Here is a 25847-nt window from a genome sequence, read left to right as displayed (position 1 = left end):
TTGACTGCCCGGAACGAGAGTGTGTGGGCAGCTCTGGAGGCGCTACCCCCCTCCCTCCGGCGTTGCGATTTTACTCGCTCGCCAGCGCAAGCATCCTGATCGCCAGGTGTGCGGCGTTCTCTCCGTTGTCCACCCCGACGCATGCCACCGGGACACCTTTAGGCATCTGGACGATCGAGAGAAGCGCATCCAGACCCATCAGTTTCCCGCTCACCGGGACGCCGATCACCGGGCGGGCGGTCTTGGATGCGATCACCCCCGGAAGGGCGGCCGAAAGCCCTGCAATCGCGATGAAGACTCTGCAGGGGCTCGATCGTATATAATCATCCAGGCGATCCGGGTCGCGATGAGCAGAGATCACCTGATAGTCGTAGGAAACTCCCTGTTCCCGAAGGACGGAGAAGACCTTCTCGGCGACTGCGGTATCGGAAGCAGAGCCGCAGATGACAGCAACATCCACCATATCTCTCATCCTGTAGCTGCTGACGGATGATTAACGCTGCTGTTTCGCACCCGGCACGAGGTGACCTTGATATGAAACGACGATCAAAACTCTCCCGAAGGTTTCCGAAAACTACGGATATACGGACTGATCCCTCATGGAAAACGAACCACTCCTGATGATTCCGGGCCCTGTGCCCATCCCGCAGAGCGTGCGCTCTGCAATGATGCGGCAGGCCATCAACCACCGCGGCCCTGAGTTCAGTGCTGCGTATGCGGAGATTGTGCGTACCTTAAAACCCCTGTTTGGAACGGAGAACGAGCTCTACGTCATCAGCGGCTCCGGCACTGCAGGTATGGAGGCGGCGGTCGCCAACTTCGGCAGAGACAGACGGATTGTATCGCTGGTGAACGGAAAGTTCGGTTCCCGGTTCGCAGAGATCGCCGGCAGGTACGGCAGCGCCACGGTTCTCGAGTCGACCTGGGGCACGCCGCTCGATCTCGCCGGACTCGAGGCGCACCTTGCAGAGGGTGCCGAGGTCATTACCATGGTGCACAACGAGACGAGCGCCGGCATCAAGAATCCCGCTCCGGCGGTCGGTGCCCTGGCACGCAAATACGATGCACTCTTCATCATGGACGGCATCACCTCCATCGGCGGCGATCTCGTGGAGGCCGACCGCTGGGGCGTCGACGTCGCCGTCGTCGGTTCCCAGAAGTGCCTGGCCGCTCCGGCGGGTCTTGCAGCCGTCTCGATCAGCGACCGTGCATGGGAGCGGATCGCCGAGACCCGGCCGTACTACCTCGACCTTGCTGCATACCGCAAGAGCGGCAAAAAAGACCTGATGGAGACGCCCTACACCCCCGCGGTCCCGCTCTTCCTTGCTCTCCGTGAAGCATGCCGTCTCATCGAGGAGGAGGGTATCGAGCAGCGTATCGCCCGGCACCGGCGGATGGCCGATGCGGTCAGGGCCGCGGCGGCCGCCTGGGGTGTCGACCTCTTCCCCGAGCTCGACGAGGTTCATGCCTACTCGAACACCGCAACGGCCATGAAGATCCCGGCAGGGATGACGGACAAGGATCTCCGGGGCACGGTGAAGAAGATGGGGATCGAGATCGCAGGCGGTCAGGATCACCTGAAGGGCAAGATATTCCGGATCGGCACCATGGGTGCGGTAGGAGCGCCCGAGATCCTCGCAACCCTGGCGGCAGTCCAGCATGCCCTCCGGAAGCACGGGTTCGACGCCGGCGACGGTGTCGAGGCGGCTGCCGGGGTGCTCGAATGAAGATCGGGATCGCCGATACGACATTTGCACGGGTGGATATGGGCAGGGCCGCCATCGACGAGATCCGGCGGCATGCCAGCGTCGGGATCGAGCGGTATACCGTCCCCGGGATCAAGGATCTCCCCGTCGCCTGCAAGAAACTGATTGAGGAGCGCGGCTGCGATATCGTCATGGCGCTCGGCATGCCGGGCGGCGCCGAGAAAGACAAAATGTGTGCCCACGAAGCCTCGCAGGGGCTGATCATGGCGCAGCTGATGACGAACCGGCATATCATCGAGGTCTTCGTCCATGCCGACGAGGCGAAGGACGACCGGGAGCTCGCGTGGCTGCTCGAGCAGCGCACCCGCGAGCATGCCGTCAACGCCGTCAAACTGGCGCTGTATCCCCGGGAGCTTGAAAAAGCGGCCGGAACCGGCCAGCGGCAGGGATTCCCGGACGCCGGACCTGCCCGCCTGTAGCGAAAAATGAGAAGCTTATCAATATCAGGATGCCAAACGATAACGGAGGAAGAAAAACATGACCGTGAAACTGGGTTTTGTGGTAGCTGAGTTCAACCGGGACATCACCTATATGATGGAGATCGAAGGCCGGGAGCATGCCGAATTTCTGGGTGCGGAGGTGACGGAGACGATCTACGTTCCCGGCGCCTACGATATGCCGCTCGCCATCAAAAAGATGCTGCAGACGGAGGACGTCGATGCGGTCGTCACCATCGGCTGCGTCATCGAGGGAGCGACCCAGCACGACGAGATCGTTGTGCAGCACGCTGCGCGGAAGATCATCGATCTCTCCCTGGAGTTCGGAAAACCCGTCGCGCTCGGCATCTCCGGGCCCGGGATGACCCGGCTTGAGGCGACCGAACGGATTGATTATGCGAAGCGTGCCGTCGAATCCGCCATAAAGATGGTTCAGAGATTGCAATGAGAGGTCTCTCTGCGAAGGTGGCTTCGATAGCACCGTCCGCCACTATCGAGATCTCGAATGCGGCGAAAAGGATGGCGCAGGAGGGCATCGACGTCATCAGCCTCAGTATCGGGGAGCCGGACTTCGCGACGCCGCAGCATATCACGGATGCCTGCATCGATGCCCTGCGCCGGGGGGAGACGCACTACGCCCCGAGCCAGGGAATCCCTGAGCTCACCGCGGCGATCGCGGAGAAGATCTCGACCGAGAACGGTTTTGCGGCATCGCCCGACCAGGTGATCGTCACCTGCGGTGCCAAGGACGCTATCTACGAGGCGATGGAGGCGGTCGTCAATCCCCGTGACGAGGTGCTGATCCTCGATCCCGCCTGGGTCTCGTATGAGCCATGCGTCCAGCTTGCAGGCGCCAGGCCGCGGCACCACGCCCTCGACCCGGGCTCGTTCCAGCTCGACGACTCCCTCCTCGAGGCGGTGACCCCGGACACGCGGATGATCGTGATAAACTCGCCCTCAAACCCCTCGGGGGCTGTGCTCGACGAGCGTTCCCTGCGGCTCGTCGCCGACATCTGCACCGACCATGACATAATCGCGCTCTCCGACGAGATCTATGAAAAGCTCGTCTACGGAAGAGAGCATATCTCGCTCGCCGGCATCGGCGATATGGCGGAGCGGACGATCACCGTCAACGGTTTTTCGAAGGCCTACGCCATGACCGGGTGGCGGCTCGGCTACGCCGTTGCGCCCGATCAGGTTATTCGGCAGATGAACAAGGTGCAGCAGCACACCATCTCGCACCCGGCGACGTTTGCGATGCACGGTGCGGTGGCGGCGCTCACGGGTGACCAGGGCTGTGTCGAAGAGATGCGCCGTGAATTCGAGCGGCGGCGCGACTACGTTATCGCCGCCCTCCACGGGATGGGGTACGTTACCGCTCCTGCAGAGGGCGCCTTCTATGCCTACGTAAAGGTGGACAGCGACGATGTCGAGATCGCCCGCAGGTGGCTTCGGGAGGTGCATGTCGCGGTCACGCCGGGCTCTGCATTCGGGACGCCGGGGTGGGAACGGCTCTCCTACGCGACGTCGATGGTGAACCTGCAGGAAGCGATGCACCGGATCAGCATGCTCTGATCCGGCCGGGTGAATCCCGTTTTTCTCTTTTTAGCAGTGTTTCCCGGAGAGAGATTCTATTCTGTCGAAACAGCGCTTCGCTTCACCGATCCGCCCGAGCTCGGTGAGTGCTTCGCCCATCGCGCCGAGAAACCTGGTATTCTCCGGATTTGCAGCGAGACACTGCGTGTAGCAGTCGACGGCGCGCTTATACTGCCTGAGTGCTCTGAATGCATCCCCCTTTGCGGCGATGGCGTTGATCAGTCCGGGGTCGAGGGCGAGGGCGCGGTCGAAGTACAGGAGTGCTTTGTCGTACCGCTCGAGCGCATGCATGATCAGCCCTTTGCGATACCAGGCATCCGTATGTTTCGGGTTTCTGGCGAGTTCCGTATCGTAGCAGGCGCTCGCCTCCGTATATCGTCCCATGATGCTCAGCAGATCGGCTTTCTCCTTCCAGATGCCCGGAAGATCCGGATCCATCTCGCTGGCCTGCTCGTAGCATGCAAGAGCCGCGTCATACTGTCCGAGGCGGGAGAGGACGCCTCCGCGGTTTTTCCATGCGGCGATATCACCGGGGTTGCGTGCACACCCCTGCTCGTACCAGGTGGCCGCCTCTTCGTACCGCCCGAGCAGGAAGAGTGATTCAGCCATGGCGAGCAGTAATCCGGCGTGACCCGGCTTGAGCTTGAGGGCGTGATCGCAGCACGCGCGCGCCTCTTCGTACCGGTTCAGGCGGAGCAGGGCAAGGCTCTTGTGATGCCAGATCTCCGGATTCGCCTGATCGATCTGCAGGGCGTGGTCATAACATCCGATCGCTCCATTGTATCGCTGCAGCGAATAGAAGCAGATCCCGCGATGAAACCACGTGGCTGCGTCCTTCCCGTTGATCTGCAGGATCTGGTCGAAACAGGCGATTGCCTCCTCGTCGCGGCCGAGGTGATGGAGCACGAGCCCTTTGTGGTACAGTGCATCGACGTCGCCGGGATTGATCGCAAGCGTTCTTTCGAGGCACTTTATCGCAACATCCGAATGCTGCAGGCGCTCTGCGGCGATCCCCCTGCTGTACCACGCTCCCGGGTGGTCGGGCAGGATCCTGACGACCTGATCGAAGCACCTGATCGCAGTCTCGTTCTGGTGAAGCATGAGATGCAGTTTGCCTTTGAGAAGCCACGCCTCGGCGTGATCGGGTTCGATTGTGGTCACCGCGTCGAGGCAGATCGTGGCTTTGTCGAACTCTTTCACCAGGATGAGGGCAGAGCCTTTCTCAAACCATGCCCCGGCAAAATCCGGGCGGATACCGATGACGCAATCGAAGCATTCCAGGGCATTTTCATAGCGTTTGAGGCGATTCAAGGCCTTTCCTTTCGCATACCAGGCAGCAGCATCGTCAGGGTTCTGTCTGATCACCTGCTCGCTGCAGAAGACCGCTTCGGCATACTGCTTCCGGTGGTAGAGTATCTGACCTTTGTTTCGCCAAGCTTCGGCGAGATCGGGATTGATCTCAAGAGCCCGATCAAAACAGACTCCCGCATCGTCGCACCGCTCGAGACGGCGCAGAACCTCTCCACGGCCGCACCACGCTTCTGCAGAATCCGGTTCAAGCCCGAGTGCCCGGTCATAGCACTTGAGCGCATCCGCATGCTGCCCCCTCTCGGTGAGTGCGAAACCTTTGCTCATCCATTCGCCGGCACCTTTGCGGGAGAATAACATACTACTTGGATGGTTCTCTCACGAGGATATATACATATCAGTAATTGTCCCGGAGCAGGCATGCCGCCGGTCCCGGATTGCTGCAGCCCGGCGTGACCGGCGCCGGCGCCTCCCGGTGCATTTAGGAACCTATACTAACCCCTGGATCAAAATCGTCGTTTACCACGTGCGGCAGGCCTGATGCGATGAAGCGAATTCGTGACCTCCCTGATCTTGATCGCCCGCGCGAGAAGTTGGCGAAGCGAGGGGCCGAGTCCCTATCTGAAAAGGAGCTGATCGCGGCGATCATCGGGAGAGGCACCCGGGGGCGCGATGTCCTTCTGGTTGCCTCGGATATATCCAGATTTCTCAAGACGGAGAACTGTTCCCCGTCATACGACGATCTGGTGGAGATAGAGGGAGTCGGAGCAGCCAAAGCCTGTCAGATCATTGCCTGCTTCGAACTTGCCAGACGATTCATCGATAGCGATCCCCGGGGGCACCGGATAGCTTCCCCGACGGATGTGCTCTCGCTCGTCACCGATCTCGTGGATCGGCGACAGGAGCATTTCGTCTGCATCACCCTCAACGGCGCAGGCGAGGTGATCACCAGGAGAACCGTTACGGTCGGGCTGCTCAACCAGAGTCTGGTTCACCCCCGGGAAGTCTTCGCCGATGCCATCACCGATCGTGCGGCGTCGGTTGTCCTGGTGCACAACCATCCGTCGGGGAATCTGGAGCCCAGTCAGCAGGATATCGCGATCACCCGCCAGCTCTCTGAAGCCGGATCCATCCTTGGAATTCGCGTCCTGGATCACCTGATCGTTTCGAGGAAAGGGTATGTCAGCCTGAAGGAGATCGGACACCTCTGACGGGACGCATGGCCGGCAGTCGGCGCCACGCTTCTGTTGTGACAGCGACATATTCCACCTGATAAAGTATTGCATGCGGCAGGGTGCATTTCTGGAAGGGTTTCTGCAATCATGGTCGATCCGCTACCGGTTCTCCCGAAGAGCAGGGCGGAAAACTACATTTTCTCGCAGATGCCGCGTCGGAAAGGGTATTGGGTATATCCGCCAAGTTATATATTGGCTATCAAATATTATGTGTACATTCATAGGTTGCCCGCCCGGGAGCGATCCGGATGGGTTTCCCGGCTGTGTCGGTTGGCGTAGCGATCTGCTGCGTACACTGCAGGAGAACGAAACCTGTTGAAGAGCAATGAATGCCCCACCACTGAACGAGGAGATCGAGGCCGTCCGCAGGTATCTGGAGGACCCTGACCGGCGTACCAAAGCCTCCCGGGGTTGCCTGGAGGTGTCCGGCGATATTGTGGCCAGGCTCTCCGGAGTCCTCGACGACCTGCTGAAAGCAACCGAGAACCTGCGCGAGAAGAACCGTGAGCTTGAACGTTCCCGGAGCGCGGCCCAGGAAGAGCGGGAGCGGTACCGGGAGTTCTTCGTCTCTGCGCCCGAGGCCTATGTCGTAACCGACCAGTTCGGGATTATCCGGGAGGCGAACCGGATGGCGGAGGAACTGCTCCGGCCGGGCACCGACGACCCGGCCGGCAGTTCTCTCCTGCAGTACATCTCTCCGGCAGATCGGGATGCCCTTCTCTCCTCGATTCTCAGGACGAGCGAGGGAGCAGGGGCGCTGCCGTGGGAAGGGATTGTTCGCTCGCCGGATCGCCGATCGCTCCGCATTTCCGGGACGGTTGCCCCGGTCTTCGACTCAGACGGAACCCTCGCCGGTCTGCGCTGGATATTCCGGGACGTCACAGAAGAGGAACTCCGCCAGGAAAAGGTGAAGGAGAGCGCGGATCTGCTCGAAGCAATCTTCGAAAACCTCGGGGATATCATCGGCATTCAGACACCCGACAGGAGGATGATCCGCTACAACCGTGCGACGTATGACCTCCTTGGCATGGAACCCGGGGAGGTCATCGGCAAGAGATGCTACGAGGTGATCGGACGGACAACTCCCTGTCCTGTCTGTGCAAGTGCACAGGCGGCTGAGAGTGGAAAACCCGTGGTCATCGAGAAGTACGTCCCCGAGCTCGGGCGGCATCTCGAATGCCGGGCGAGCCCTATCCTGAACGACGAGGGCGAGGCGGTTCTGATCATCGAGCAGCTCTGCGATATCAGCGACCGGGTTGCCGTATCCGAGGCACTTGAACGCGCAAATGCCTATAACCGCAGTCTCATCGAAGCCAGCCCCGATCCCATGGCGGTGATCGACCCGCATGGGGTTATTACCGATATGAACGCGGCGGTGGAGTCGATCAGCGGGTACGCCCGTGATGCGCTGATCAAAACCGCCTTTTCCGACTATTTCACCGATCCGGAGAGAGCGGCGGGTGCCTGCCGGGAGGCTCTTGAGACCGGCTCGGTCAGGGACTACCCGCTTCTGCTGCAGAACAGCGACGGGCACACCGTCCCGCTCCTCTGCAACGCTTCGGTCTTCCGCGACCCGGACGGCACCGTTCTCGGCGTTGTCGTGGCTGCCCGGGATACCAGCGAACTGCAGCATGCAAAAGCCGCGATCCGGGAGAATGAGAGAAAGTCCCGGCAGATCATTGAAAGCCTCAACGAGGGTATCTGGAAGATCGACCAGGACTGCCGGACAACCTACGTCAATCCGCAGATGGCAGGAATCCTCGGGTATACCGTCGATGAGATGCTTGGGCGCCACCTGTTTTCGTTTATGGACGACGAGGGCGTCGCCATAGCAGAGGACGCCCTCTCCCGGAGGCGGCAGGGTATCCGGGAGAGTCATGAGTTCGTCTTTCTCCACAAGGACTCGAGCCGGGTTCGTACGCTGGTCTCCGCAGCGCCGCTCGTCGATACGGAGGGCAATTATACCGGTGCAATTGCAGCCGTTCTCGATATTACCGAATGGACAGCGGCGGAAGCGGCGCTTCGGGAGAGCGAAGAGCGCTATCGCTCCTTCGTCCAGAACTTTCAGGGTGTTGCTTTCCGCAGCACGCTCGATTTCCGTCCGGTTTTCCTCCACGGGAAGGTGCAGGCGATCACCGGGTACACCGAGGACGAGATCCTCAGGGGCGTGAAGCGCTGGGAGCTCCTGATTCACCCGGATGACCGCGAAAGGCTCCGGGAAAGCACCGGGCTGCTCACGGCGACCCCGGGGCACGTCTCGAACCGGGAGTACCGGATCATCCGCAAGGACGGCGGTGTCAGGTGGGTTCAGGAACTGGCGCGGAACGTCTCCGACGGTTCGGGAGGTGCCGTCCGGATCGAGGGGACGATCTACGACATCACCGATCGCAAACAGGCTGAAGAAGCGCTCAGGGAGAGCGAAAAGAAATTCCGGGACATCACCCAGCGGAGCTTCGATATGATCTACACCTGCTACCACCGGGACGGGATCACCTTCATCTCCCCCGCTGTCGAGCGGATACTCGGGTTTTCGCCTGAGGAACTGGTCGGCTCCAAATGCGGAGACTATGTAGCCCCGGAGTGCAGGCCGCGGTGGGAAGCGGCGCATCGGACGATCGCCGGCGGCAACCCGGTTGAAGGGGTGCAGATCCGCCTTCTGCGGAAAGACGGGACATATGCTGCGGTAGAAATGAGCGAGTCCCCGATCTTCAAAGACGATGCGGTGGTCGGCGTCCAGGTGGTCGGCCGGGACATCACCGAGCGGAAAAAAGCAGAGATCGCTCTCCGGGAGAGCGAGGAGCGGTTCAGAAGCATCTTTGAAGAGTCGCCGATCGGCATTCTGGTCTACGACGCGCAGGGCAAACTCCTGACCCTCAACGATGCCTGTAGCGGTATATTCGGGATAGACGGCAGTGAGGATCTGCAGGACTTCACCCTGTTTGAGGATCCGAACCTGCCCGACCCGGAGCTTCGCCCCCTGCTTGAAGGGCAGGTCGTGCGGTTCCGGATACCCTACGACTTTGATCTGGTTCGGCGCCGGAATCTCTATACCACGAAGCGGTCGGGTGTTATCTTCATCGATGTGCTGATAACACCGATCGAAGCGGGTGGGAGCGATACGCCCGGGTACATGGTCCAGGTGCAGGACGTCACCGGGCAGGTGAGGATGGAGGCGCTGAAACAGCAGGCATATGACCGGATCAACAAGAACATCGAGCAGTTTGCAATCCTCGGCGATCATGTCCGGCAGCCGCTCCAGGTGATCCTGGGTACCTCGGAGCTGATCGACGATGACCGGACGGAGAAGATTGTCGACCAGGTAGGGCGGATCAACGACATCGTCAAACAGCTCGACCAGGGGTGGGTCGAATCGAGGAAGGTCCGTGAGTTCCTGCAGCGAAATGAATAGGGTTTGTCCGATAACGGACGTGCCGGCCGGAGTGCATCATGCGTGATCCGGAGCGCCTCGAACGAGCGCTGCACCATCCCGACTCCGAAGTCCGGTGGACTGCGGTTCTGCTGCTCGAAGAGGCGCGTACCGACCGTGCGGTCGAACTGCTTGCGGCGGCGCTGAAGGACGATTATCTCAGCGTCCGTTGGCGCTCTGCCGTAGCTCTCGGCAATATCGGCGATCCGCGGGCGGTCGAGCCTCTCGTCGAGGCTCTCAACGACGAGAGCAAACACGTCCGGGAAGAGGCTGCCGTGAGCCTCGGGAAGATCGGTGATCCGCGGGCGGTCGACGCACTCGTCCGGCGGCTGCAGGACCGGGCTATCGCCGTCAGGATTGCGGTGGCACGGGCGCTGGTGAACCTCGGCGAACCGGCGCGAAAGGCACTCGTTCAGGTGTCGGTGACCGGTGACGCAGCGGTGCGGCAGGTCGCCCGCGATCTCCTGCAGGAGATTGAGGAGCGGGAGATCCGGCAGCGGCAGCTTGGCCGGTGAGGAGGATTGCATGAAGGGCGATCTGCTGATCGAATGGAGGCGGGCGGCGCCTCCCCGTCACCCTGAAAGGGATGCGGCGTTTCGGGCGATTCTCGCCGATCTTAAGAGCCGGCTCGAGGAGCGGGGGGTCTGGGTGGCGATACTGGAGACACCGCTCCCCCGGGATGCCGCCGGGCAGGTGTTGATGAACGGCGCTCCTGTGGAAGAACTTGTTCCGGTACAGGGGTGCGATGAGGGGTGCAGCGGGTGCACGGGCGGCGGTGCCGGCTCCGGCCGCCCGGCCTGCGAGGAGATGCCCGAACCCCTTCTCCGCCTCGCTGCGCTGCGGGCATCCGGCATGAAACGCTGAAATGGCAGGATTCTGCTGGAGCCTGGCCGTCTGCAGGTCTGTGCATCCCGGGCGCTGTCACGCCGCCGTTCTCTTCTTTTGCTCGCATCTCCGCGATAATACGGTTCGCCATCGGACCGGGAACGTATGTCCCCGCCGCCCGGCAGTTCCGGAGACGGATCCCGATCGCAGTGTCGCGCCCGGAATCCTTCCAATCCTTTTGAAAATCTCCAATCTCTCTGATACTGCAAGTGGCTTTCCGGGCGAGGCTAATATAGGTGGTGCGACATACCTGATTCCACACGTGGTTGTTATGGCTGGAACAACACAGGATCTCTTTCTCAACCCCCGGGCATTCTTTGACGCAAAGAAGGCCGAAGGCGATAGCCTGAAGGTGCCCGCACTGATCGTGCTCGCCATCGGGATCGTCAGCGCAATCTCCGCGTACGTACTCGCTCTTCCGTTTCTGCAGTACCTGCCCAGCGAAATTGCGGGTCTTGGGCCTGTGCTCGCTGCGTTCGGCGGGATATTTGCGCTGGTTATGGTCCTCGTCGTGTGGGTTCTCTTCGCGGGTGTCTTTTACGGTATCTCCGCACTCCTCGGCGGAGAAGGTTCGTTTAAACAGACACTGGCGTTCGTCGGCTACGGGTATGCCCCGCAGCTCGTCGGTACCGCCATCTATGTCGTATTCGTCTGGCTCTTCATGGCGAACCTGGTGCTCCCACCCGCATCGGCGATATCCGATCCGACCATCTTCGCCGATCTGATGAAAGATCCCTACATCCAGATAGGCGGCATTATCAACCTGCTCTTCGTGCTCTGGAGCGCGAACATCTGGATCTTCGGCGTCAAATCCGCACGGAATCTCTCTCTGAAGAATGCCGCGATCGCGGTCGGCATTCCGGTGGCGCTCTACGTGCTCTATACGCTCTTCTCCCTCCTGTGAGGTCTCTGCATGAAAATAGCACATATTTTTATCATTGCGGTTCTCGCCGCGGCAAGCCTTCTCGTCCCCGCGGTCAGTGCGGGACCGGCCGATGTGACGGTCACGTCCTACCAGGTCGATCCTCCCTCGCTGATGCGCTGGGACACCGGCACGCTCACCGTCACCGTCAAGAACAACGGTGCGGAGAGCGTCGCCATCAGAAGCGCCCGTCTCTTCGGGGACGATATCCAGGTCCTGAGCGACGCCTACGGATCGGTCGGCGACATCGGGGCCGGCACCACCAAAGAGTTCACCTTCACTATCCGGGCGAGCGCCCCCGACGCGACCCACTACCCGAAGTTTGTCCTCGACTTCCGGGACGGTGGGAGCCTCCGGTACCCTATCCCGGTGCGGGTTGAGAACACCGGCCTTGCTGTAGCCGTCGCGGCTCAGCCGAACGCTTTTGCAGAAGGGCGGGAAGCGGATATCAGCCTCACGGTCGGCAATCCCCGCTCCGTCCGGGTTACCGGCGTTACGGTTGTGCCCGAGGGCGACGGATTTACCGCCACGCCGTCGAGCGCCTTTATCGGAACGCTTGAGCCCGACCAGGCTGCACGGGTGATCTTCAACATCACCCCGGCCGAACCGACGGAGATTGCATTCCGCGTCATCTCCCGGAACGGCGTGAATACGCACGAGACCGTGCTCGCACTCCCGATCGCCTTCACGGACGACAAGCGGAGCGCCGACCCGGTGCTCACGAACATCGAGGTGGAGCCGATCAGCGGCGGTTACCGGGTGACCGGCGACGTGACCAACGCCGGCCTTGAGTCGGCGCGGTCGGTGGTCGTCACGAGCGCCGATCCGGCAGTACCGATCGATCCCTTCCGGGTCTACGTCGTCGGGACGCTCGACTCCGATGACTTCTCGAGCTTCGAGGTGACCTTCCGGGCGGAGACGGGTGCAGCGGAGGTGCCGCTCGTCATCGAGTACCGCGACGCCGACGGCAACGTCTATACGGAGCAGATCACGGTGAATATCGGGGAAACGGCCTTTCTGCCGGAGCAGCAGAACGATGGACTCCCGCTCCCCGCCATCGCCGTTCTTGCCCTCGTGGCGATCGTGATAGCGGGCGCGGTCATCCATTCGTGGAGAAGGGTCTAATATCCATGGCGGTTATTCAGTTCCAGGATGTCACAAAGGTCTATCCGCTCCCGGCGGGAGATGTCGTTGCGCTCGACGGTGTCTCCCTCGATATTGACTCCGGGGAGTTCGTCTCCATCATGGGGCCGTCCGGGTCCGGGAAGTCTACCCTCTTAAATATCATGGGGTCTCTCGACGTCCCGACCTCCGGCGACGTCTACATCAGCGGATCGAGGATCGGTGTCATGAACGACGACGAGCTGACCCTGCTGCGGCGCGACCATATCGGGTTCATCTTCCAGCACTTCAACCTCATCCCGCTCCTCTCGGCGGTCGAGAACGTCGAGTACCCGATGATCCTCCGGGGCAGGAAGACCGAGGCCCGGAAACGGGCGGTCGAGGTGCTCGCGGCGGTCGGGCTTGAGGAGAGCCTCTACACCCATAAACCGAACGAGCTCTCCGGTGGCCAGCAGCAGCGTGTTGCCATCGCCCGGGCGCTCGTCAACGAGCCCGACTTCCTCCTCTGCGACGAACCGACCGGCAATCTCGATACGAAGACCGGAACCGGGATCATGAACCTCCTCTCCCGGATGAACGACGGGGGAACGACCGTCATCGTGGTCACCCACGATCCCAGGATGACGGAATACTCGAACCGGACGATCTCGATCGTCGACGGGAGACTGGCATGACCTTCTTCGACCTTGCCCGGCGCAATACGGAGCGCCACATGTTCCGTTCGGCGCTTGCGATCATCGGGATCGTCATCGGTGTGGTCGCGATCGCCTCGATGGGCGTCCTCGGCAACAGCATCAACCTCATGGTAGGGGACGTGGTCTCGGACGTCGGCGACACCATCATCGTCTCCCCCGCCGTCGGCGGAGGGGGTATCTTCGGCGGGGGCGGAGCCAGCACCGGCCTTTCCGAACGGCAGGTCGAGGATATCCGCCGGGCTATCGGGACGAACCGCGCCATACCGGTGATCACCGGGGCCGATCGGATGATGGTCGGCGCTACGACCGGCGGGGTGATGATCTATGCGATGCATGCCGAGGATATTCCCTATCTCCTCGAGAAGGAGTCGGGAGCGTATCTCAAAGAGACTGCTGCCGCCTGCATGATCGGCAAGGGACTCGCCGACTCCTGGAAGGACGAAGGTCTCAAGCTCGGCAGCAGAATACGGATCGGCGACGAGACGCTCCGGGTCGTGGGGATCCTCGAAGAGCGCGGGATGAGCTTTGATGTAAACCCCGACCATGCGATCGTCGTCCCGCACCGGTGGTACTCCGACCGCTACGAGACCGACGAGTATGACCAGGTGATCGTCAAGGTGCGGAACGTGAACGACATCGATGCGGTGAAGGATGCGATCGACGAGCGCATGAACCGGCGCGACGATGTCGTCAACGTCATGGACACCCGCCGGATCCTCGAGAGCATCACGTCGATGTACGAATCGGTGACGCTCTTTCTGATGGGGATCGGGGCGATCTCGCTCCTCGTCGCCGGCGTCTCCATCCTCAACGTGATGATGATGTCGGTGACCGAACGCACTCGCGAGATCGGCGTTCTGCGGAGTATCGGCACCCGCAGAAACGAGCTCATGCGGATCTTCATCTATGAAGCGCTGATCCTGGGCACCATCGGTGCCGTCGTCGGCGGCATTCTGAGTTTTGGAGGCGGCTACCTGATGACGGGGGTCTTCCTTGGTGACTCCACGTACCTCTTCAACCCGACGAGCCTCCTCTATATCGCCTTCGGAATGAGTTTCGGGGTCGGAACGAGCGTTCTCTGCGGCCTCTACCCGGCGTGGAAAGCGGCGAAACTCAATCCCATCCAGGCACTCCGGCACGAGTGAGTGACCTCTCCTCCCCGCTTTTGTCGAGCGCACCGTTGTACGCTCCGAGAGTATCCTGCTCTACCGGTGACGGCAAAGAAGAGCTATCTTCGTCACGGCGAGTCGGATGGGCGCGCGCTCGTGCGGACAACCTCGGTGCAGAGAGCTTCAATCCCGCACCGGAGTTCTTCCGAGGCGCTCTCCGCGGAGAGATACACGATCTCCTCCACACCGTCGTCGATAACGATGAGGGCGACCGGGACGACCGAGACGTAGCCGCCGGCGCACCCGGTGATCGTCGAGAGGCTGACGACCGGAATGATGCAGCGGTCGTCGACCGTCCGCATCCCCCCGGCCACGAGTTCCCGGGAATACCCCGGCGTTCCGCGGCTACGCACCGGCCGCACCTCTCCCTGAGAGCACCCTCAACCGGTCCCGGACCGTTTTGTGCATCAGCGCCGCGACGATCGGTATGAGGATCGTCAGCGGCCGCTCGATATTCACCTGTACGTCCACCTTCCCTTCGAGGATCTCATCGCCGAAGACCGGATGCATGACGAGATCGATCCGCTCCACCGGCCAGAGTGCGTAGCGGAGAGCGGTCATATAGCCGTAGATCCGCCCCGTCGCTGCGGGGCTCGCAAGGCCGAGCGTGACCTCTCCGATGCACCGCTTAAGCGAGAGCGATCGCAGAAACGCATCGATTACCCGGCGGATGTACGGCCAGAGATCGGTGCCGGCACCGACGTACTCTCCGATACGGAGAGGCGGCCGCTCTTTTGGCACCTCCTCCGGCTTCTCCTCCTCGGCGATTGCCGCAAGGTCGCGTTTCAGCACCGCACGCCCGGCGAGCAGCACCTCGACCGTCCGCTCCTCATCGAGAACCCGAAACCGCACGCCGAAGATGCCCCAGACGACCGTCCCGAGCAGCAGCAGGACTTCGCCGGTCTTCTCGATCGCGATCGTCGTCGCGACAGGGACAAGGTAGAGTGCGACGATGAAACCGAGTATGAGGAGCGCAACAATCAGCAGGATGACAAGGAGGAGCGATGCGGCCATACAAGAAGAGGTGGGCGGGGAACCTACAGTTCTCCTTCACCCTTGACCCGGATCTCTTTGGATTCTCCGGCAGGTTCTGCTTCTTTCTGGCGTTTCATCATCATCTCGGAGCCTTTCTCCATCGCTTTCCCGATGTGCGGGCCGACGGTCTCGCCGAGTGTGGTGATCACCTCCGAAAGTTCGCTCTTCTTCTTGAGCGAGATGACCTGAACACCCTCGGGGCCGGTGACACTTCTGTGGATGATCACGAGCGCCACGACGGAGACACTCCCGCCTCCGCCTGTGCCGGCTCCCCCACTCTTCTCTGCTTCGGTTTTTCCTCCGCTCCCCTCTCCTGCACCGAATCCGAACCCGAATTCGGCCACCGGGAGTATCACCCGGTCGCCGGCCTCGATCGGTGCACCGATGACGGTGCTTGCACAGAGCATTTTGCCGAGCTGGTCGACGGTCAACTGCAGCATTGATTCGCCAGTCATGTCTTCACCACATCTACCAGTCTCAGGTATCGTATATAACCGTTGGGGTGACCGGATGGTCTTTTCCGCCTGTTCGCGGGATCTGGAGCAGCGGTTCCCCTGTCCCGGTCACCGGCCCGAGTGCGGTGCGGTAAAACGTGCGGCGATGCCGCGGATCAGCCTGCGGAGCGGGCGCACGGGGCATCGTGCGAGGAGTTCCCGCAGCTCGCGGTGGTAGAAGTAGCCGAGGATGCCGGCGGCCGCTACGAAGAAGACCCACTCGGACGGCTGGGAGATCTCGCGCCAGAATGCGTTCCAGAAGTAGTCGGTATAGAGGTGTTTCGGATACGCCCCGAGCAGTGGCCAGTACCACTCGATGGGGTGACGCCACATCCCGTCCATGATCTGGTGGGAAAAGACGGCGGCTGCGAGCACGATGCCGAGGACGACTCCACGGTAGCGCCAGAGGACGAGCCCCAGGATCAGCAGCACGAGCAGGACGGCAAGGCCGTGGAAGTAGATCCTGCCGTAGTCCACGCTGCCTTTCAGGAAGATGTGCCCGAGCGGTTTGTCGATGACGTCGGAGAGTACGCCTCCGACGGCGCCGACGATGACCGCACGCCGATCGCCCGAGATCTTCCAGAAGGTCAGTCCTATGAGTAGTCCTGCGACGAGGTGGGCGAGGACGAACATCGCTCCCTGTTATCGGGGGTATATGTTATACCCTTCGGCACTGTCCCGGGCGCGAGGCGTGGAGCGGTCGGCCGGCAGGTCTCCGGAGTCCGCCTGTTCAGATACTTCAAATGACATATGTGCACCACAACGTATATTAATGTACATGGCATACAGTGATCTATGCAGACAAAGGTTCTCCTGGACGAGGGGGAGATGCCGAAGCGATGGTATAACATCCAGGCGGACCTGCCACGGCCGATGGATCCTGTACTTCACCCGGCCACCGGCAAGCCGGTCACCCCTGACGACCTCCACGCCATCTTCCCGATGGAGCTGATCCGGCAGGAGGTCAGCACGGAGCGCTATATCGATATCCCGGAAGAAGTGCGCGAGATCCTCACGCTCTGGAGGCCGAGCCCTCTCTATCGGGCGCACCGGCTCGAGCGGCACCTCAAGACGCCGGCAAAGATCTACTTCAAGTGGGAAGGTGTCAGTCCGCCCGGTTCTCACAAACCGAACACCGCCGTCCCGCAGGCCTACTACAACCGGCAGGAGGGGATCGAGCGTCTCGCCACCGAGACCGGCGCGGGACAGTGGGGATCTTCCCTTGCGTTTGCGACCAGCCTCTTTGAGATGGAATGCACGGTCTACATGGTCCGTACAAGCTACGAGCAGAAACCCTACCGCAAGATCATGATGCAGACCTACGGTGCCGAGTGCCTGCCGAGCCCGACGATGCAGACGAATTCGGGGCGTGCAGTGCTGGAACGTGACCCCGACACGCCGGGCTCTCTCGGGATCGCCATCTCCGAGGCGGTCGAAGACGCCGCGACCCACGAGAACACCAACTACGCGCTCGGGTCGGTGCTCAACCATGTCTGTCTCCACCAGACGGTCATCGGGCAGGAAGCACAGGCACAGCTTGCGCTCGAGGACGCCTACCCGGACGTCGTGATCGGGTGCGTCGGCGGCGGGTCGAACTTCGCAGGGCTCGCGTTCCCGTTCGCCGGCGACAAGATGACCGGCAGGCACCCGGAGACCGAGATAATCGCCGTCGAGCCGGCCGCCTGCCCGACGCTGACGAAAGGGCTGTACACCTATGACTTCGGCGACGTGGCCGGGTTGACGCCGCTTATGAAGATGTTCACGCTCGGGCACGACTTCGTACCCCCCGACATCCATGCCGGCGGCCTGCGCTACCACGGGGCGGCGCCGCTGGTCTCACGGCTTGCCCGCGACGGCGTCGTCCGGGCGACCTCCTATCACCAGAACGAGGTCTTCGCTGCTGCGGTGCTGTTTGCGAGAACCGAAGGGATCATCGTCGCTCCAGAGGCCGCCCATGCCGTGAAGACTGCCGTCGACGAAGCGCTCCGCTGCCGGGAGACGGGTGAGGAGAAGGTCATCCTCTTCAACAACTCGGGGCACGGCCACTTCGACTTCTCGTCCTACGACGCCTACTTCGCGGGAAAACTCATCGACTACGAGTATCCGGCCGAGCTGATCAAGGAATCGCTCGGACGGCTGCCGGTGGTGGGGTGATGCCGGTGGACTGGCCGGCGCTCGAAGAGAGCCCTATCCACAACTGAACCTGACCTCTGCGGAGTTTCAGGCTGCGGCAGGACAGCGGGGTGGCGCCCTGCTTGTCCCGCTCTTCTGCAGGGTTCCGCTCCCGGGCTGCTCGCCGTCGGCGCTCTACGGGCACCTGCGCACGGATCGCGGCTGCCTGCTCGAGTCGCTCGAGGGGAGCGAGAAAGTTGCCCGCTACTCCCTCATCTGCGCCGACCCGGAGCTCTTCGTCTCCGTCGAAAGCGACGGATCTGTCACCCTCACGGGCGATCCGCGGCTGATGGCGATCGCCGCATCACCCGACGGGGACGATCCGGTCGCGCTGATCCGATCGGTCATGGGACGTTTCTCCGTTGCACCGGTTGCCCTTCCCCGATTCTTCGGTGGGATGGTGGGCTACTTCGCCTACGACATCGTCTCTTCGACCGTGCCGACGATGCGATCGTGCGCCCGCGACGACCTCGGGATGCCGGTGTCCCGGTTCATGCTCGCAACGGACTGCCTTATCGTCGATCACCATGAGCGGGAGGTCTTCGTCATCAGGACGCCGCTGCTGACGGAGGAATCCGATCCGGCAGCGGTTTACGAAGAGACCTGCCGCATGATCGCCGCGACGGCGGAGCGGATCGTATCCCTGACGGACGAGGCCGCGACGGCGGCAGCACCCGCCCCGGAGCCCCGTTCCGTCAGGACGGTATCGTCGGTCTCACAGGAAGAGTATATGCAGGCGGTGCTCCGGATCAAGGAGCACATCTTTGCCGGCGACATCTTCCAGGCCGTCATCTCCCGGCGGATCGAGGCGCCGGCTCCGGCCGATCCCTTCGCCCTTTACCGGGCGCTCCGGTCGGGCAACCCGAGCCCGTATATGTATTACCTCGACTTCGGGGATATGTCGGTCATCGGCAGCAGCCCGGAGATGCTGGTGCGGGTCGAGGGCGATCGAGTGATGACCGTCCCGATAGCGGGGACTCGTCCCCGGGGCGCCACGCCGGAAGAAGACGATCTTCTGGCTGCCGAGCTCCTTGCGGACGAAAAAGAGCGGGCTGAGCATATCATGCTCGTCGACCTTGCGCGAAACGACATCGGTTCTGTTGCGGCCTACGGTTCCGTCCGCCTCGACGAGTTTATGGCCGTCGAGCGGTTCTCGCACGTCCAGCATATTGTCTCGACGGTCAGCGGAACGCTCCGGCCGGAGTGCGACTGTTTCGACGCCCTGAAGACCTGTTTCCCTGCAGGCACCGTCAGCGGCGCCCCGAAGGTCCGGGCGATGCAGCTCATCGACGAGGTGGAAGGAACAAGGCGAGGCCCGTATGCCGGCGCCGTCGGACAGCTTGGGTTTTCGGGCGCGATGGATATGGCCATCACCATCCGGACGGTCGTCGTCCGGGGAGATACGGCATACATCCAGGTCGGGGCCGGGATCGTCGCCGACTCCGATCCCGAGAGCGAATGGCACGAGACGGAGCGGAAGGCGGCGGCCATGCTCCGGGCACTCGGTTCGGGAGGCGGCGTATGAGGGTTCTCGTCATCGATACCTACGACAGCTTCACCTTCAACCTCTGCCAGCAGATCGGTGCCCTCGGCGCCGAACCGGTCGTGGTGAAGAGCGATGCGCCTTTCGCGCTGGTCCGCGCCATCCCCTGCGATCGCATCGTGCTCTCGCCGGGACACGGCCACCCCCGGGACTCCCACCTCTATCGGCAGGTGCTCGCCACCATGAGCCTGACTGTTCCGACGCTCGGCGTCTGCCTCGGCCACCAGGCGATCGGGCTTGCTTTCGGTGCCGGGGTTGTGCGGGCGGGCCGCGTGATGCACGGCAGGACGTCGCCGATCCGGCATGACGGCAGAAGCATCTTTGCAGGGCTCGCCGACCCCCTTACCGCCACCCGCTACCACTCGCTGATTCTCGATGTCGGGACCCTACCGCGGGAGCTCGCGGTCACCGCCCGGAGCATGGACGACGGCGTGATCATGGGCGTCCGGCATACCGTCTACCCGATCGAAGGGGTGCAGTTCCACCCTGAGAGTATCCTCACCCGGGACGGAATGCGGATATTGGAGAACTTCCTCGCGTACCCGGAGGGAGCGGCATGATTCGCGAGGCGATCGCACACATCGCCGCCGGCAGTGACCTCTCTACCGACGATGCTACGGCGGTGATGCGTGAGATCGTTGAAGGGAAAGCAACCCCGGCGCAGATCGGAAGCTTCCTCACGGCCATACGGATGAAGGGGGAGACTGCCGCGGAGATCGCGGCCTTTGCCCGCGTGATGCGGAGCGCCGCACGCACGGTTGCGGTTCCTGGCCTCGGCAGGCTCGTCGATACCTGCGGCACGGGCGGTGACGGGTTTGGCAGCTTCAACATCAGCACGGCGGCTGCCTTCGTCGCTGCGGGTGCCGGGGTGCCGGTGGTGAAGCACGGCAACCGGAGCGTCTCGAGCAGGTGCGGTTCCGCAGACGTGCTCGAAGCACTCGGCGTCCGTGTCGGAACGCCCCCCGAGGAGATCGGCAGGGTGCTCCGGGCGGCGGGGATCGCTTTCCTGTTCGCGCCGGTGCACCACCCGGCGATGCTTCACGCCCGCGACGCCAGGCAGGAGATCGGGATTCGGACGCTCTTCAACCTGCTCGGGCCGCTCGCAAACCCGGCCGGGGCAGAAGCGCAGCTCATGGGCGTCTACGACCCGCGGCTCGTCGGCACGCTCGCGGAGGTGCTCGCCCTGCTCGGTTCTGAGCGGGCGATGGTGGTGCACGGTTCCGGGATCGATGAGTTCACGACGGCGGGAACGACGCTCGTCGCGGAGCTCGAGGATGGCCGGGTCCGGATGAGCACGATCGACTGCGAGGATTTCGGGATCCCGCGGGCGGATGCCGTGGCCATACGCGGGGGCGATTCCCGGGAGAATGCCCGGATCCTCCGCCAGGTGCTGGCCGGCGCTTTTGGCCCTGCACGCGACGTCGTCATCCTCAACGCGGGCGCGGCCGTGTACCTCGGCGGAAAGGCCGCCAGCCTTGCGGACGGGATTGCCCAGGCCGCGGACGCGATCGACTCCGGGCGGGCTGAGGAGAGGCTCTCCCGCCTGATTGAGGCGACCGGGGGCGAGGTATGATCCTCGATGAGATCATCAGATCCACCGGCGAACGCATCGGCAGCCTCGAGGCTCTTCCTGCCGTCGATCCCGCGAAGCTGCCGCACCGAAGTCTTTGTGCGGCGATACGGGGGTGCCGGGAGAAGAACGCGATCATCGCCGAGGTGAAGTACGCCTCTCCGTCGCGCGGCAGGATCCACGATGGCTCCGCCCCCGAAGATATCGCCCGCGAGTTCGCCGCCGCGGGAGCCGTCGGGCTCTCGGTGCTCACCGAACCCACGTTCTTCGGGGGGAGCACCGAGCTCCTCATCCGGGCACGGCGTGCGGTATCGGTGCCGATCCTCCGGAAGGACTTCATCATCGACGAACGCCAGCTCGCTGAGAGCCGGGTACTCGGCGCCGATGCCGTCCTCCTCATCACCCGGGTGCTCGGGTGTCGTCTCGCTGCCTTCGTCGAGGAGGCACATTCGCTCGGCCTTGAGCCGCTCGTCGAGGTTCGCGACCAGAGCGAGATGGAATGTGCCCTCGCCACCGAGACAAGCCTCATCGGGATCAACAACCGCGATCTCGGGACGCTCACGATCGATCTCTCGACCACGACCCGCCTTGCGGAGGCGGCACGCGACGAGGGAAGGCTGGTGGTCTCCGAGAGCGGGATCGTCTGGCCGTACGATGTCAGGAACCTCCGGCGGCACTGCGATGCATTCCTGATCGGCTCCGCCATAATGTCGGCCCGGGATCGCCGAAAGAGACTGGAGGGATTCGTATTCGCGTGAAGATCTGCGGGGTCACCACCGCCCGGGACGCCCGCGGCGCCGTAGCGGCGGGAGCCGACGCCGTCGGAGTGGTGATGAAGAGCCCGTCTCCGCGGTCGGTGACGCCGGAACGGGCGCGGGAGATATTTGCGGCGGTTTCGCCGTTCGTGACCACGGTCGCCGTCACATCGACCGACCGGAATGAAGACCTCGCAGAGATCCTCGCCTCACGGCCGGATGCGGTGCAGATCGGGGGCGATCTCGATCTTCCCTGCGGTGCATCGGTGCGGGTTCTCCGGATGCTTGCGCCCGGCGACGCTCTCCGGGACGACTGCGACGGGGTGGTCGTCGACGGCAGCCGGGGCACCGGACGGGCATTCGACCGCGAATACGCCAGACGGTGCGTGGCATCCTCGCCGGTGCCGGTCATCCTCGCGGGAGGACTGACCTCCCGGAACGTAACCGAAGCGATACGAACGGTGCGGCCGTATGCCGTCGACGTCTCTTCGGGCGTCGAGACGGCGCCGGGATGCAAGGACGCCCGGCTCATGCACGCGTTTGTGAAGATATGCAGGACGACATACCTATGAAAGCAGGACGATACGGAGTATACGGCGGGCAGTACATGCCCGAGACGCTGATGAGCGCATTGATCGAGCTTGAGGAGACCTACCGGCGGATCTCTGCCGACCCTGAGTTCTCTCGCAGGCTCGATTGGTACCTGCGTGAGTATGCCGGCCGGGAGACGCCGCTCACCTACTGCACGAACATCTCCCGCGAGCTCGGCTGCCGTGTCTATCTCAAACGCGAGGATCTCCTCCACGGCGGTGCGCATAAGCTGAACAATACCCTCGGCCAGGCACTGATGGCGAAGTTCATGGGAAAACGCCGGCTTATCGCCGAGACCGGCGCCGGGCAGCACGGCGTGGCGACGGCGATCGCGGGCGCGGCCCTCGGCCTTCCCGTCGACGTCTACATGGGCGAGGTGGATACCCGGCGGCAGGCGCTGAACGCCTTCCGGATGGAACTCCTCGGAGCCCGTGTCATCCCGGTTGCGTCCGGAACGCGGACTCTTAAGGATGCAATCAACGCAGCAATGCGCGACTGGGTGACAAACCTTGGCAGTACCCATTACCTGCTCGGCTCTTGCGTCGGCCCGCACCCCTTCCCCCGGATTGTCAGGGACTTCCAGTCGGTCATCGGCGAGGAGGCGAGACGCCAGGTGCTCGAACGTGAAGGACGGCTCCCCGATACCGTCGTCGCATGCGTCGGCGGGGGTTCGAACGCGATCGGCATCTTCTCCCCGTTCGTGGACGACGACGTGGCGCTCGTCGGCGTGGAGGCCGGCGGTGCGGGACTCGACACTCCCCGGCACGGAGCGTCGCTCTCCGCCGGCTCGGTCGGGGTCTTCCAGGGGGCGCTCTCCTACCTCCTCCAGGACGCCGACGGCCAGGCGCTCGAGACGCACTCCGTTGCCGCAGGTCTCGACCACCCCTCCGTGGGTCCTGAGCACGCCATGCTGAAAGATACGGGAAGGGTCCGCTACGAGGCGGTCACCGATGCCGAAGCGCTCGCGGCTTTCCGCTATCTCTCCCGTGCCGAGGGGATCATCCCGGCGCTCGAGTCCGCCCATGCGGTCGCCTACGCTCTCCGGAGCGCGGGCGACCTCGACCGGGACGGCATCCTCGTCGTCAACCTCTCGGGAAGGGGCGACAAGGACGTCGCCGACGTCGCACAGATCCGCGGGGGTGCGGCATGAGCCGGATCGCAGAGTTATTTGCCCGGAAAAACCCGGTCTTCATTGGCTTTGCCGTCGCCGGAGACCCGGACGGCGAGACGTCGCTGCGGGTGGCGAAAACCATGATCGATGCCGGCGTCGACCTCCTTGAAGTTGCCGTCCCCTACGCAGACCCCGTAGCGGACGGCCCCATGATAGAGCGGGCGCATGTCCGCGCCCTTGAGGCAGGCACCACGCCGGACGCCGTATTCGCCCTCGTCCGGCAGGTCAGGGAGTACGCGCCGGATCTGCCGATCGTCCTCTTCACCTACTACAACATCATCTACCGCCGGGGGGCGGATCGGTTCTTTGCAGATGCCGCCGCTGCCGGTGCCGACGGCGTCCTGATCGTCGATCTCCCGGTCGAGGAGTCGGACGAGGCTGCGCCGGCCGCGAGACGGCACGGGATAGACCGGATCGCCCTCATCGCCCCGACGACCTCGCCGGAGCGCAGGCGTGCGATCCTCCGGGACGCTTCCGGGTTCGTCTACCTCATCTCGCTCGAAGGGGTTACCGGCGAACGCGACCGGCTCTCCCCGGATATCGCCGGGCTGGTCGGCGCGGTGCGGGAGGGCACCGCTCTCCCGCTCGCGGTGGGGTTTGGGATCTCAAGCCCCGAACACGTCCGGGCGGTCGTTGCCGCCGGTGCGGACGGCGTCATAGTAGGGAGTGCGCTCGTCAGGCTCGTCGAGGAGCGCCTCGGCGACGAGGCAGGAATGCACGATGCCCTCCGCACCGCCATTGGAGCAATGCTGCGTGTGCTCGTTCCCGAACGCGAGCCTGATATACCCGGACGGGAAAGCATAGAGGGATAATGCGGCGGATCGGATTCCTGGTAAACCCCATCGCCGGGATGGGCGGCGCCGTCGGGCTGAAGGGAACGGACGGGCAGTTTACGGAGGCTCTCCGGCGCGGGGCGATCCCGCACGCCTGCGATCGGGCGGCGGGGACCCTCGCCCTTCTCCGGGGCGACGGTATCGAGTTCGTCACCTGCGCCGGAGCGATGGGCGAGGATATCCTGCGGAGCGTGGGCATCACCGAATATACCGTCCTTCACCGGCCGGGCGAGCCCACCACCGCCGCCGACACCCGCACCGCCGCCCGGGCGTTCCTCGACGCGGGGGTCCGCCTGATCCTCTTCTGCGGCGGCGACGGGACGGCCAGGGACGTTTACGACGCCGTAGGCCGCGAGGTGCCGGTCCTCGGGATTCCGGCCGGGGTGAAGATGTACTCGGCGGTCTTCGCGGTCAACCCGCCGGCGGCGGCGGAGCTCGTCCGGCGGGCGGGCGAGGCCGGGTGCCGGGACGCCGAGGTGATGGACATCGACGAGGAGGCCTACCGCTCGGGGCACCTTGCCGCCCGGCTCTACGGCTATGCCTGCGTCCCCTCTATCCCTGAGCGGATCCAGGGCGGAAAGCAGGTCTTCGAGCAGCAGGACGAGGAGCGGGCGAAGGACGAGATCGCTGCGTTCATTACCGAGATCATGCTGCCGGAGACGCTGTACGTCATCGGCGCCGGGAGCACGACGGCGCGGATCCTGGAGCGGATGGATCTTGTGCCGACGCTTCTCGGCATCGACGTCGTCCGGGACGGGAAAATCGTCGCCCGCGACGCCGACGAGCGGACGCTGCTCTCTCTCCTCGATGACTATCCGCGTGCAAAGATCGTCGTCAGCCCCATCGGCGCCCAGGGTTTCGTCCTCGGGCGGGGGAACCAGCAGATAAGCCCGGCGGTGCTCCGGAAGGCCGGGTTACAGAATCTCGTCGTGGTCGCCACGCCCGCCAAGCTCGCCGCCACGCCCCTCCTGTACGTCGATTCCGGGGACGCGGCGCTGGACCGGGAGATCGGCGACTCCCTGCAGGTTATCTCCGGGTACCGCATCGCCCAGCGCAAACGGCTTCTCCACCCCGGGTAAGGAGCTTTCGCTCCTCTTCTGCAGTGAGTACTGTTCGGCGAG

27 protein-coding genes are annotated in these 25847 nt (G+C 63.3%); 21 read left to right on the top strand and 6 right to left on the bottom strand.

Annotated features, from left to right (window positions below; translation table 11 throughout):
* Nucleotides 1-70: 70 nt before the first annotated feature.
* Nucleotides 71-463, bottom strand: coding sequence for a 5-(carboxyamino)imidazole ribonucleotide mutase (purE, locus tag FGU65_RS08075; protein ID WP_301663925.1), 393 nt, complete (start codon nucleotides 461-463; stop codon nucleotides 71-73).
* A 136-nt stretch (nucleotides 464-599) separates the two neighbouring features.
* On the opposite strand from purE, the gene FGU65_RS08070 reads away from it, so the two are divergent.
* The 4 genes from FGU65_RS08070 to FGU65_RS08055 are packed head-to-tail and all read left to right on the top strand — an operon-like array spanning nucleotide 600 to nucleotide 3778.
* Nucleotides 600-1727 (top strand): pyridoxal-phosphate-dependent aminotransferase family protein, encoded by a 1128-nt coding sequence (locus tag FGU65_RS08070; protein ID WP_301663924.1) that lies wholly within the window; start codon nucleotides 600-602, stop codon nucleotides 1725-1727.
* Nucleotides 1724-2185 carry a riboflavin synthase gene (gene ribC / locus FGU65_RS08065; RefSeq protein WP_301663923.1) on the top strand — a complete coding sequence of 154 codons (462 nt, stop codon included), beginning with the start codon at nucleotides 1724-1726 and terminating at the stop codon, nucleotides 2183-2185. The genes FGU65_RS08070 and ribC overlap by 4 nt, the downstream gene beginning before the upstream one ends.
* Nucleotides 2186-2243: 58 nt before the next feature.
* Nucleotides 2244-2651, top strand: coding sequence for a 6,7-dimethyl-8-ribityllumazine synthase (gene ribH / locus FGU65_RS08060; protein ID WP_301663922.1), 408 nt, complete (start codon nucleotides 2244-2246; stop codon nucleotides 2649-2651).
* The gene (locus tag FGU65_RS08055) at nucleotides 2648-3778 is read left to right on the top strand and encodes a pyridoxal phosphate-dependent aminotransferase (RefSeq protein WP_301663921.1); all 1131 of its coding nucleotides are present in this window, start codon (nucleotides 2648-2650) and stop codon (nucleotides 3776-3778) included. Before ribH ends, FGU65_RS08055 begins: the two co-directional genes overlap by 4 nt.
* A gap of 30 nt (nucleotides 3779-3808) precedes the next feature.
* Here FGU65_RS08055 and FGU65_RS08050 read toward each other — a convergent pair whose 3' ends face one another.
* On the bottom strand, nucleotides 3809-5467 hold the full coding sequence (locus FGU65_RS08050) for a tetratricopeptide repeat protein (RefSeq protein ID WP_301663920.1): 1659 nt from the start codon (nucleotides 5465-5467) through the stop codon (nucleotides 3809-3811).
* A gap of 185 nt (nucleotides 5468-5652) precedes the next feature.
* Here FGU65_RS08050 and radC point away from each other — a divergent pair, with 185 nt between their 5' ends.
* The 8 genes from radC (at nucleotide 5653) to FGU65_RS08010 (ending at nucleotide 14538) form a co-directional block, all read left to right on the top strand.
* Entirely contained in the window at nucleotides 5653-6318 is a 666-nt protein-coding gene (gene radC / locus FGU65_RS08045) for a RadC family protein (protein WP_301663919.1), read from the top strand.
* Nucleotides 6319-6667: 349 nt separating this feature from the next.
* The gene (locus FGU65_RS08040; protein WP_301663918.1) at nucleotides 6668-9751 is read left to right on the top strand and encodes a PAS domain-containing protein; all 3084 of its coding nucleotides are present in this window, start codon (nucleotides 6668-6670) and stop codon (nucleotides 9749-9751) included.
* Nucleotides 9752-9789: 38 nt separating this feature from the next.
* Entirely contained in the window at nucleotides 9790-10284 is a 495-nt protein-coding gene (locus FGU65_RS08035) for a HEAT repeat domain-containing protein (RefSeq protein ID WP_301663917.1), read from the top strand.
* Nucleotides 10285-10294: 10 nt separating this feature from the next.
* On the top strand, nucleotides 10295-10633 hold the full coding sequence (locus tag FGU65_RS08030) for a hypothetical protein (protein ID WP_301663916.1): 339 nt from the start codon (nucleotides 10295-10297) through the stop codon (nucleotides 10631-10633).
* Between the two features lie 292 nt (nucleotides 10634-10925).
* Nucleotides 10926-11558: a Yip1 family protein gene (locus tag FGU65_RS08025; RefSeq protein ID WP_301663915.1), complete on the top strand. Its 633-nt coding sequence runs from the start codon at nucleotides 10926-10928 to the stop codon at nucleotides 11556-11558.
* 9 nt (nucleotides 11559-11567) lie between these two features.
* Nucleotides 11568-12701, top strand: coding sequence for a COG1361 S-layer family protein (locus tag FGU65_RS08020; protein ID WP_301663914.1), 1134 nt, complete (start codon nucleotides 11568-11570; stop codon nucleotides 12699-12701).
* 5 nt (nucleotides 12702-12706) lie between these two features.
* Complete coding sequence (locus tag FGU65_RS08015; RefSeq protein ID WP_301663913.1) at nucleotides 12707-13372, top strand: ABC transporter ATP-binding protein; 666 nt, start codon at nucleotides 12707-12709, stop codon at nucleotides 13370-13372.
* Nucleotides 13369-14538, top strand: a complete 1170-nt coding sequence (locus FGU65_RS08010; protein WP_301663912.1) for an ABC transporter permease — start codon at nucleotides 13369-13371, stop codon at nucleotides 14536-14538. Before FGU65_RS08015 ends, FGU65_RS08010 begins: the two co-directional genes overlap by 4 nt.
* 92 nt (nucleotides 14539-14630) lie before the next feature.
* On the opposite strand, the gene FGU65_RS08005 is transcribed toward FGU65_RS08010, so the two are convergent.
* The 4 genes from FGU65_RS08005 to FGU65_RS07990 all read right to left on the bottom strand — a co-directional run bounded on the left by FGU65_RS08005 (nucleotide 14631) and on the right by FGU65_RS07990 (nucleotide 16724).
* Nucleotides 14631-14915, bottom strand: a complete 285-nt coding sequence (locus FGU65_RS08005) for a hypothetical protein (RefSeq protein WP_301663911.1) — start codon at nucleotides 14913-14915, stop codon at nucleotides 14631-14633.
* Nucleotides 14908-15576, bottom strand: a complete 669-nt coding sequence (locus tag FGU65_RS08000; protein WP_301663910.1) for a DUF2953 domain-containing protein — start codon at nucleotides 15574-15576, stop codon at nucleotides 14908-14910. The genes FGU65_RS08005 and FGU65_RS08000 overlap by 8 nt, the downstream gene beginning before the upstream one ends.
* Before the next feature lie 23 nt (nucleotides 15577-15599).
* A complete protein-coding gene (locus FGU65_RS07995; RefSeq protein ID WP_301663909.1) occupies nucleotides 15600-16052 on the bottom strand; it encodes a spore germination protein GerW family protein in 453 nt (150 codons plus the stop codon).
* A gap of 108 nt (nucleotides 16053-16160) precedes the next feature.
* Complete coding sequence (locus tag FGU65_RS07990; RefSeq protein WP_301663908.1) at nucleotides 16161-16724, bottom strand: metal-dependent hydrolase; 564 nt, start codon at nucleotides 16722-16724, stop codon at nucleotides 16161-16163.
* A gap of 162 nt (nucleotides 16725-16886) precedes the next feature.
* On the opposite strand from FGU65_RS07990, the gene FGU65_RS07985 reads away from it, so the two are divergent.
* The 9 genes from FGU65_RS07985 to FGU65_RS07945 are packed head-to-tail and all read left to right on the top strand — an operon-like array spanning nucleotide 16887 to nucleotide 25805.
* Entirely contained in the window at nucleotides 16887-18245 is a 1359-nt protein-coding gene (locus FGU65_RS07985) for a TrpB-like pyridoxal phosphate-dependent enzyme (RefSeq protein WP_301663907.1), read from the top strand.
* 10 nt (nucleotides 18246-18255) lie between these two features.
* A complete protein-coding gene (gene trpE, locus FGU65_RS07980) occupies nucleotides 18256-19788 on the top strand; it encodes an anthranilate synthase component I (protein ID WP_367652368.1) in 1533 nt (510 codons plus the stop codon).
* Entirely contained in the window at nucleotides 19785-20366 is a 582-nt protein-coding gene (locus FGU65_RS07975; protein ID WP_301663906.1) for an anthranilate synthase component II, read from the top strand. Before trpE ends, FGU65_RS07975 begins: the two co-directional genes overlap by 4 nt.
* Nucleotides 20363-21379 carry an anthranilate phosphoribosyltransferase gene (gene trpD / locus FGU65_RS07970; RefSeq protein WP_301663905.1) on the top strand — a complete coding sequence of 339 codons (1017 nt, stop codon included), beginning with the start codon at nucleotides 20363-20365 and terminating at the stop codon, nucleotides 21377-21379. The genes FGU65_RS07975 and trpD overlap by 4 nt, the downstream gene beginning before the upstream one ends.
* Nucleotides 21376-22134, top strand: coding sequence for an indole-3-glycerol phosphate synthase TrpC (locus FGU65_RS07965; RefSeq protein WP_301663904.1), 759 nt, complete (start codon nucleotides 21376-21378; stop codon nucleotides 22132-22134). Before trpD ends, FGU65_RS07965 begins: the two co-directional genes overlap by 4 nt.
* Nucleotides 22131-22703, top strand: a complete 573-nt coding sequence (locus FGU65_RS07960; protein WP_301663903.1) for a phosphoribosylanthranilate isomerase — start codon at nucleotides 22131-22133, stop codon at nucleotides 22701-22703. Before FGU65_RS07965 ends, FGU65_RS07960 begins: the two co-directional genes overlap by 4 nt.
* On the top strand, nucleotides 22700-23872 hold the full coding sequence (gene trpB, locus FGU65_RS07955; protein ID WP_301663902.1) for a tryptophan synthase subunit beta: 1173 nt from the start codon (nucleotides 22700-22702) through the stop codon (nucleotides 23870-23872). Before FGU65_RS07960 ends, trpB begins: the two co-directional genes overlap by 4 nt.
* Entirely contained in the window at nucleotides 23869-24705 is an 837-nt protein-coding gene (trpA, locus tag FGU65_RS07950) for a tryptophan synthase subunit alpha (protein ID WP_301663901.1), read from the top strand. Before trpB ends, trpA begins: the two co-directional genes overlap by 4 nt.
* Nucleotides 24705-25805, top strand: a complete 1101-nt coding sequence (locus FGU65_RS07945; protein WP_301663900.1) for an ATP-NAD kinase family protein — start codon at nucleotides 24705-24707, stop codon at nucleotides 25803-25805. Before trpA ends, FGU65_RS07945 begins: the two co-directional genes overlap by 1 nt.
* Nucleotides 25806-25847 lie beyond the last annotated feature (42 nt).

The organism is Methanoculleus frigidifontis (assembly GCF_030464345.1).
GTDB lineage: Archaea > Halobacteriota > Methanomicrobia > Methanomicrobiales > Methanoculleaceae > Methanoculleus_A > Methanoculleus_A frigidifontis.
Note: the sequence above shows the minus strand (reverse complement) of the source record. Positions and strands in the feature narration are given on the sequence as shown.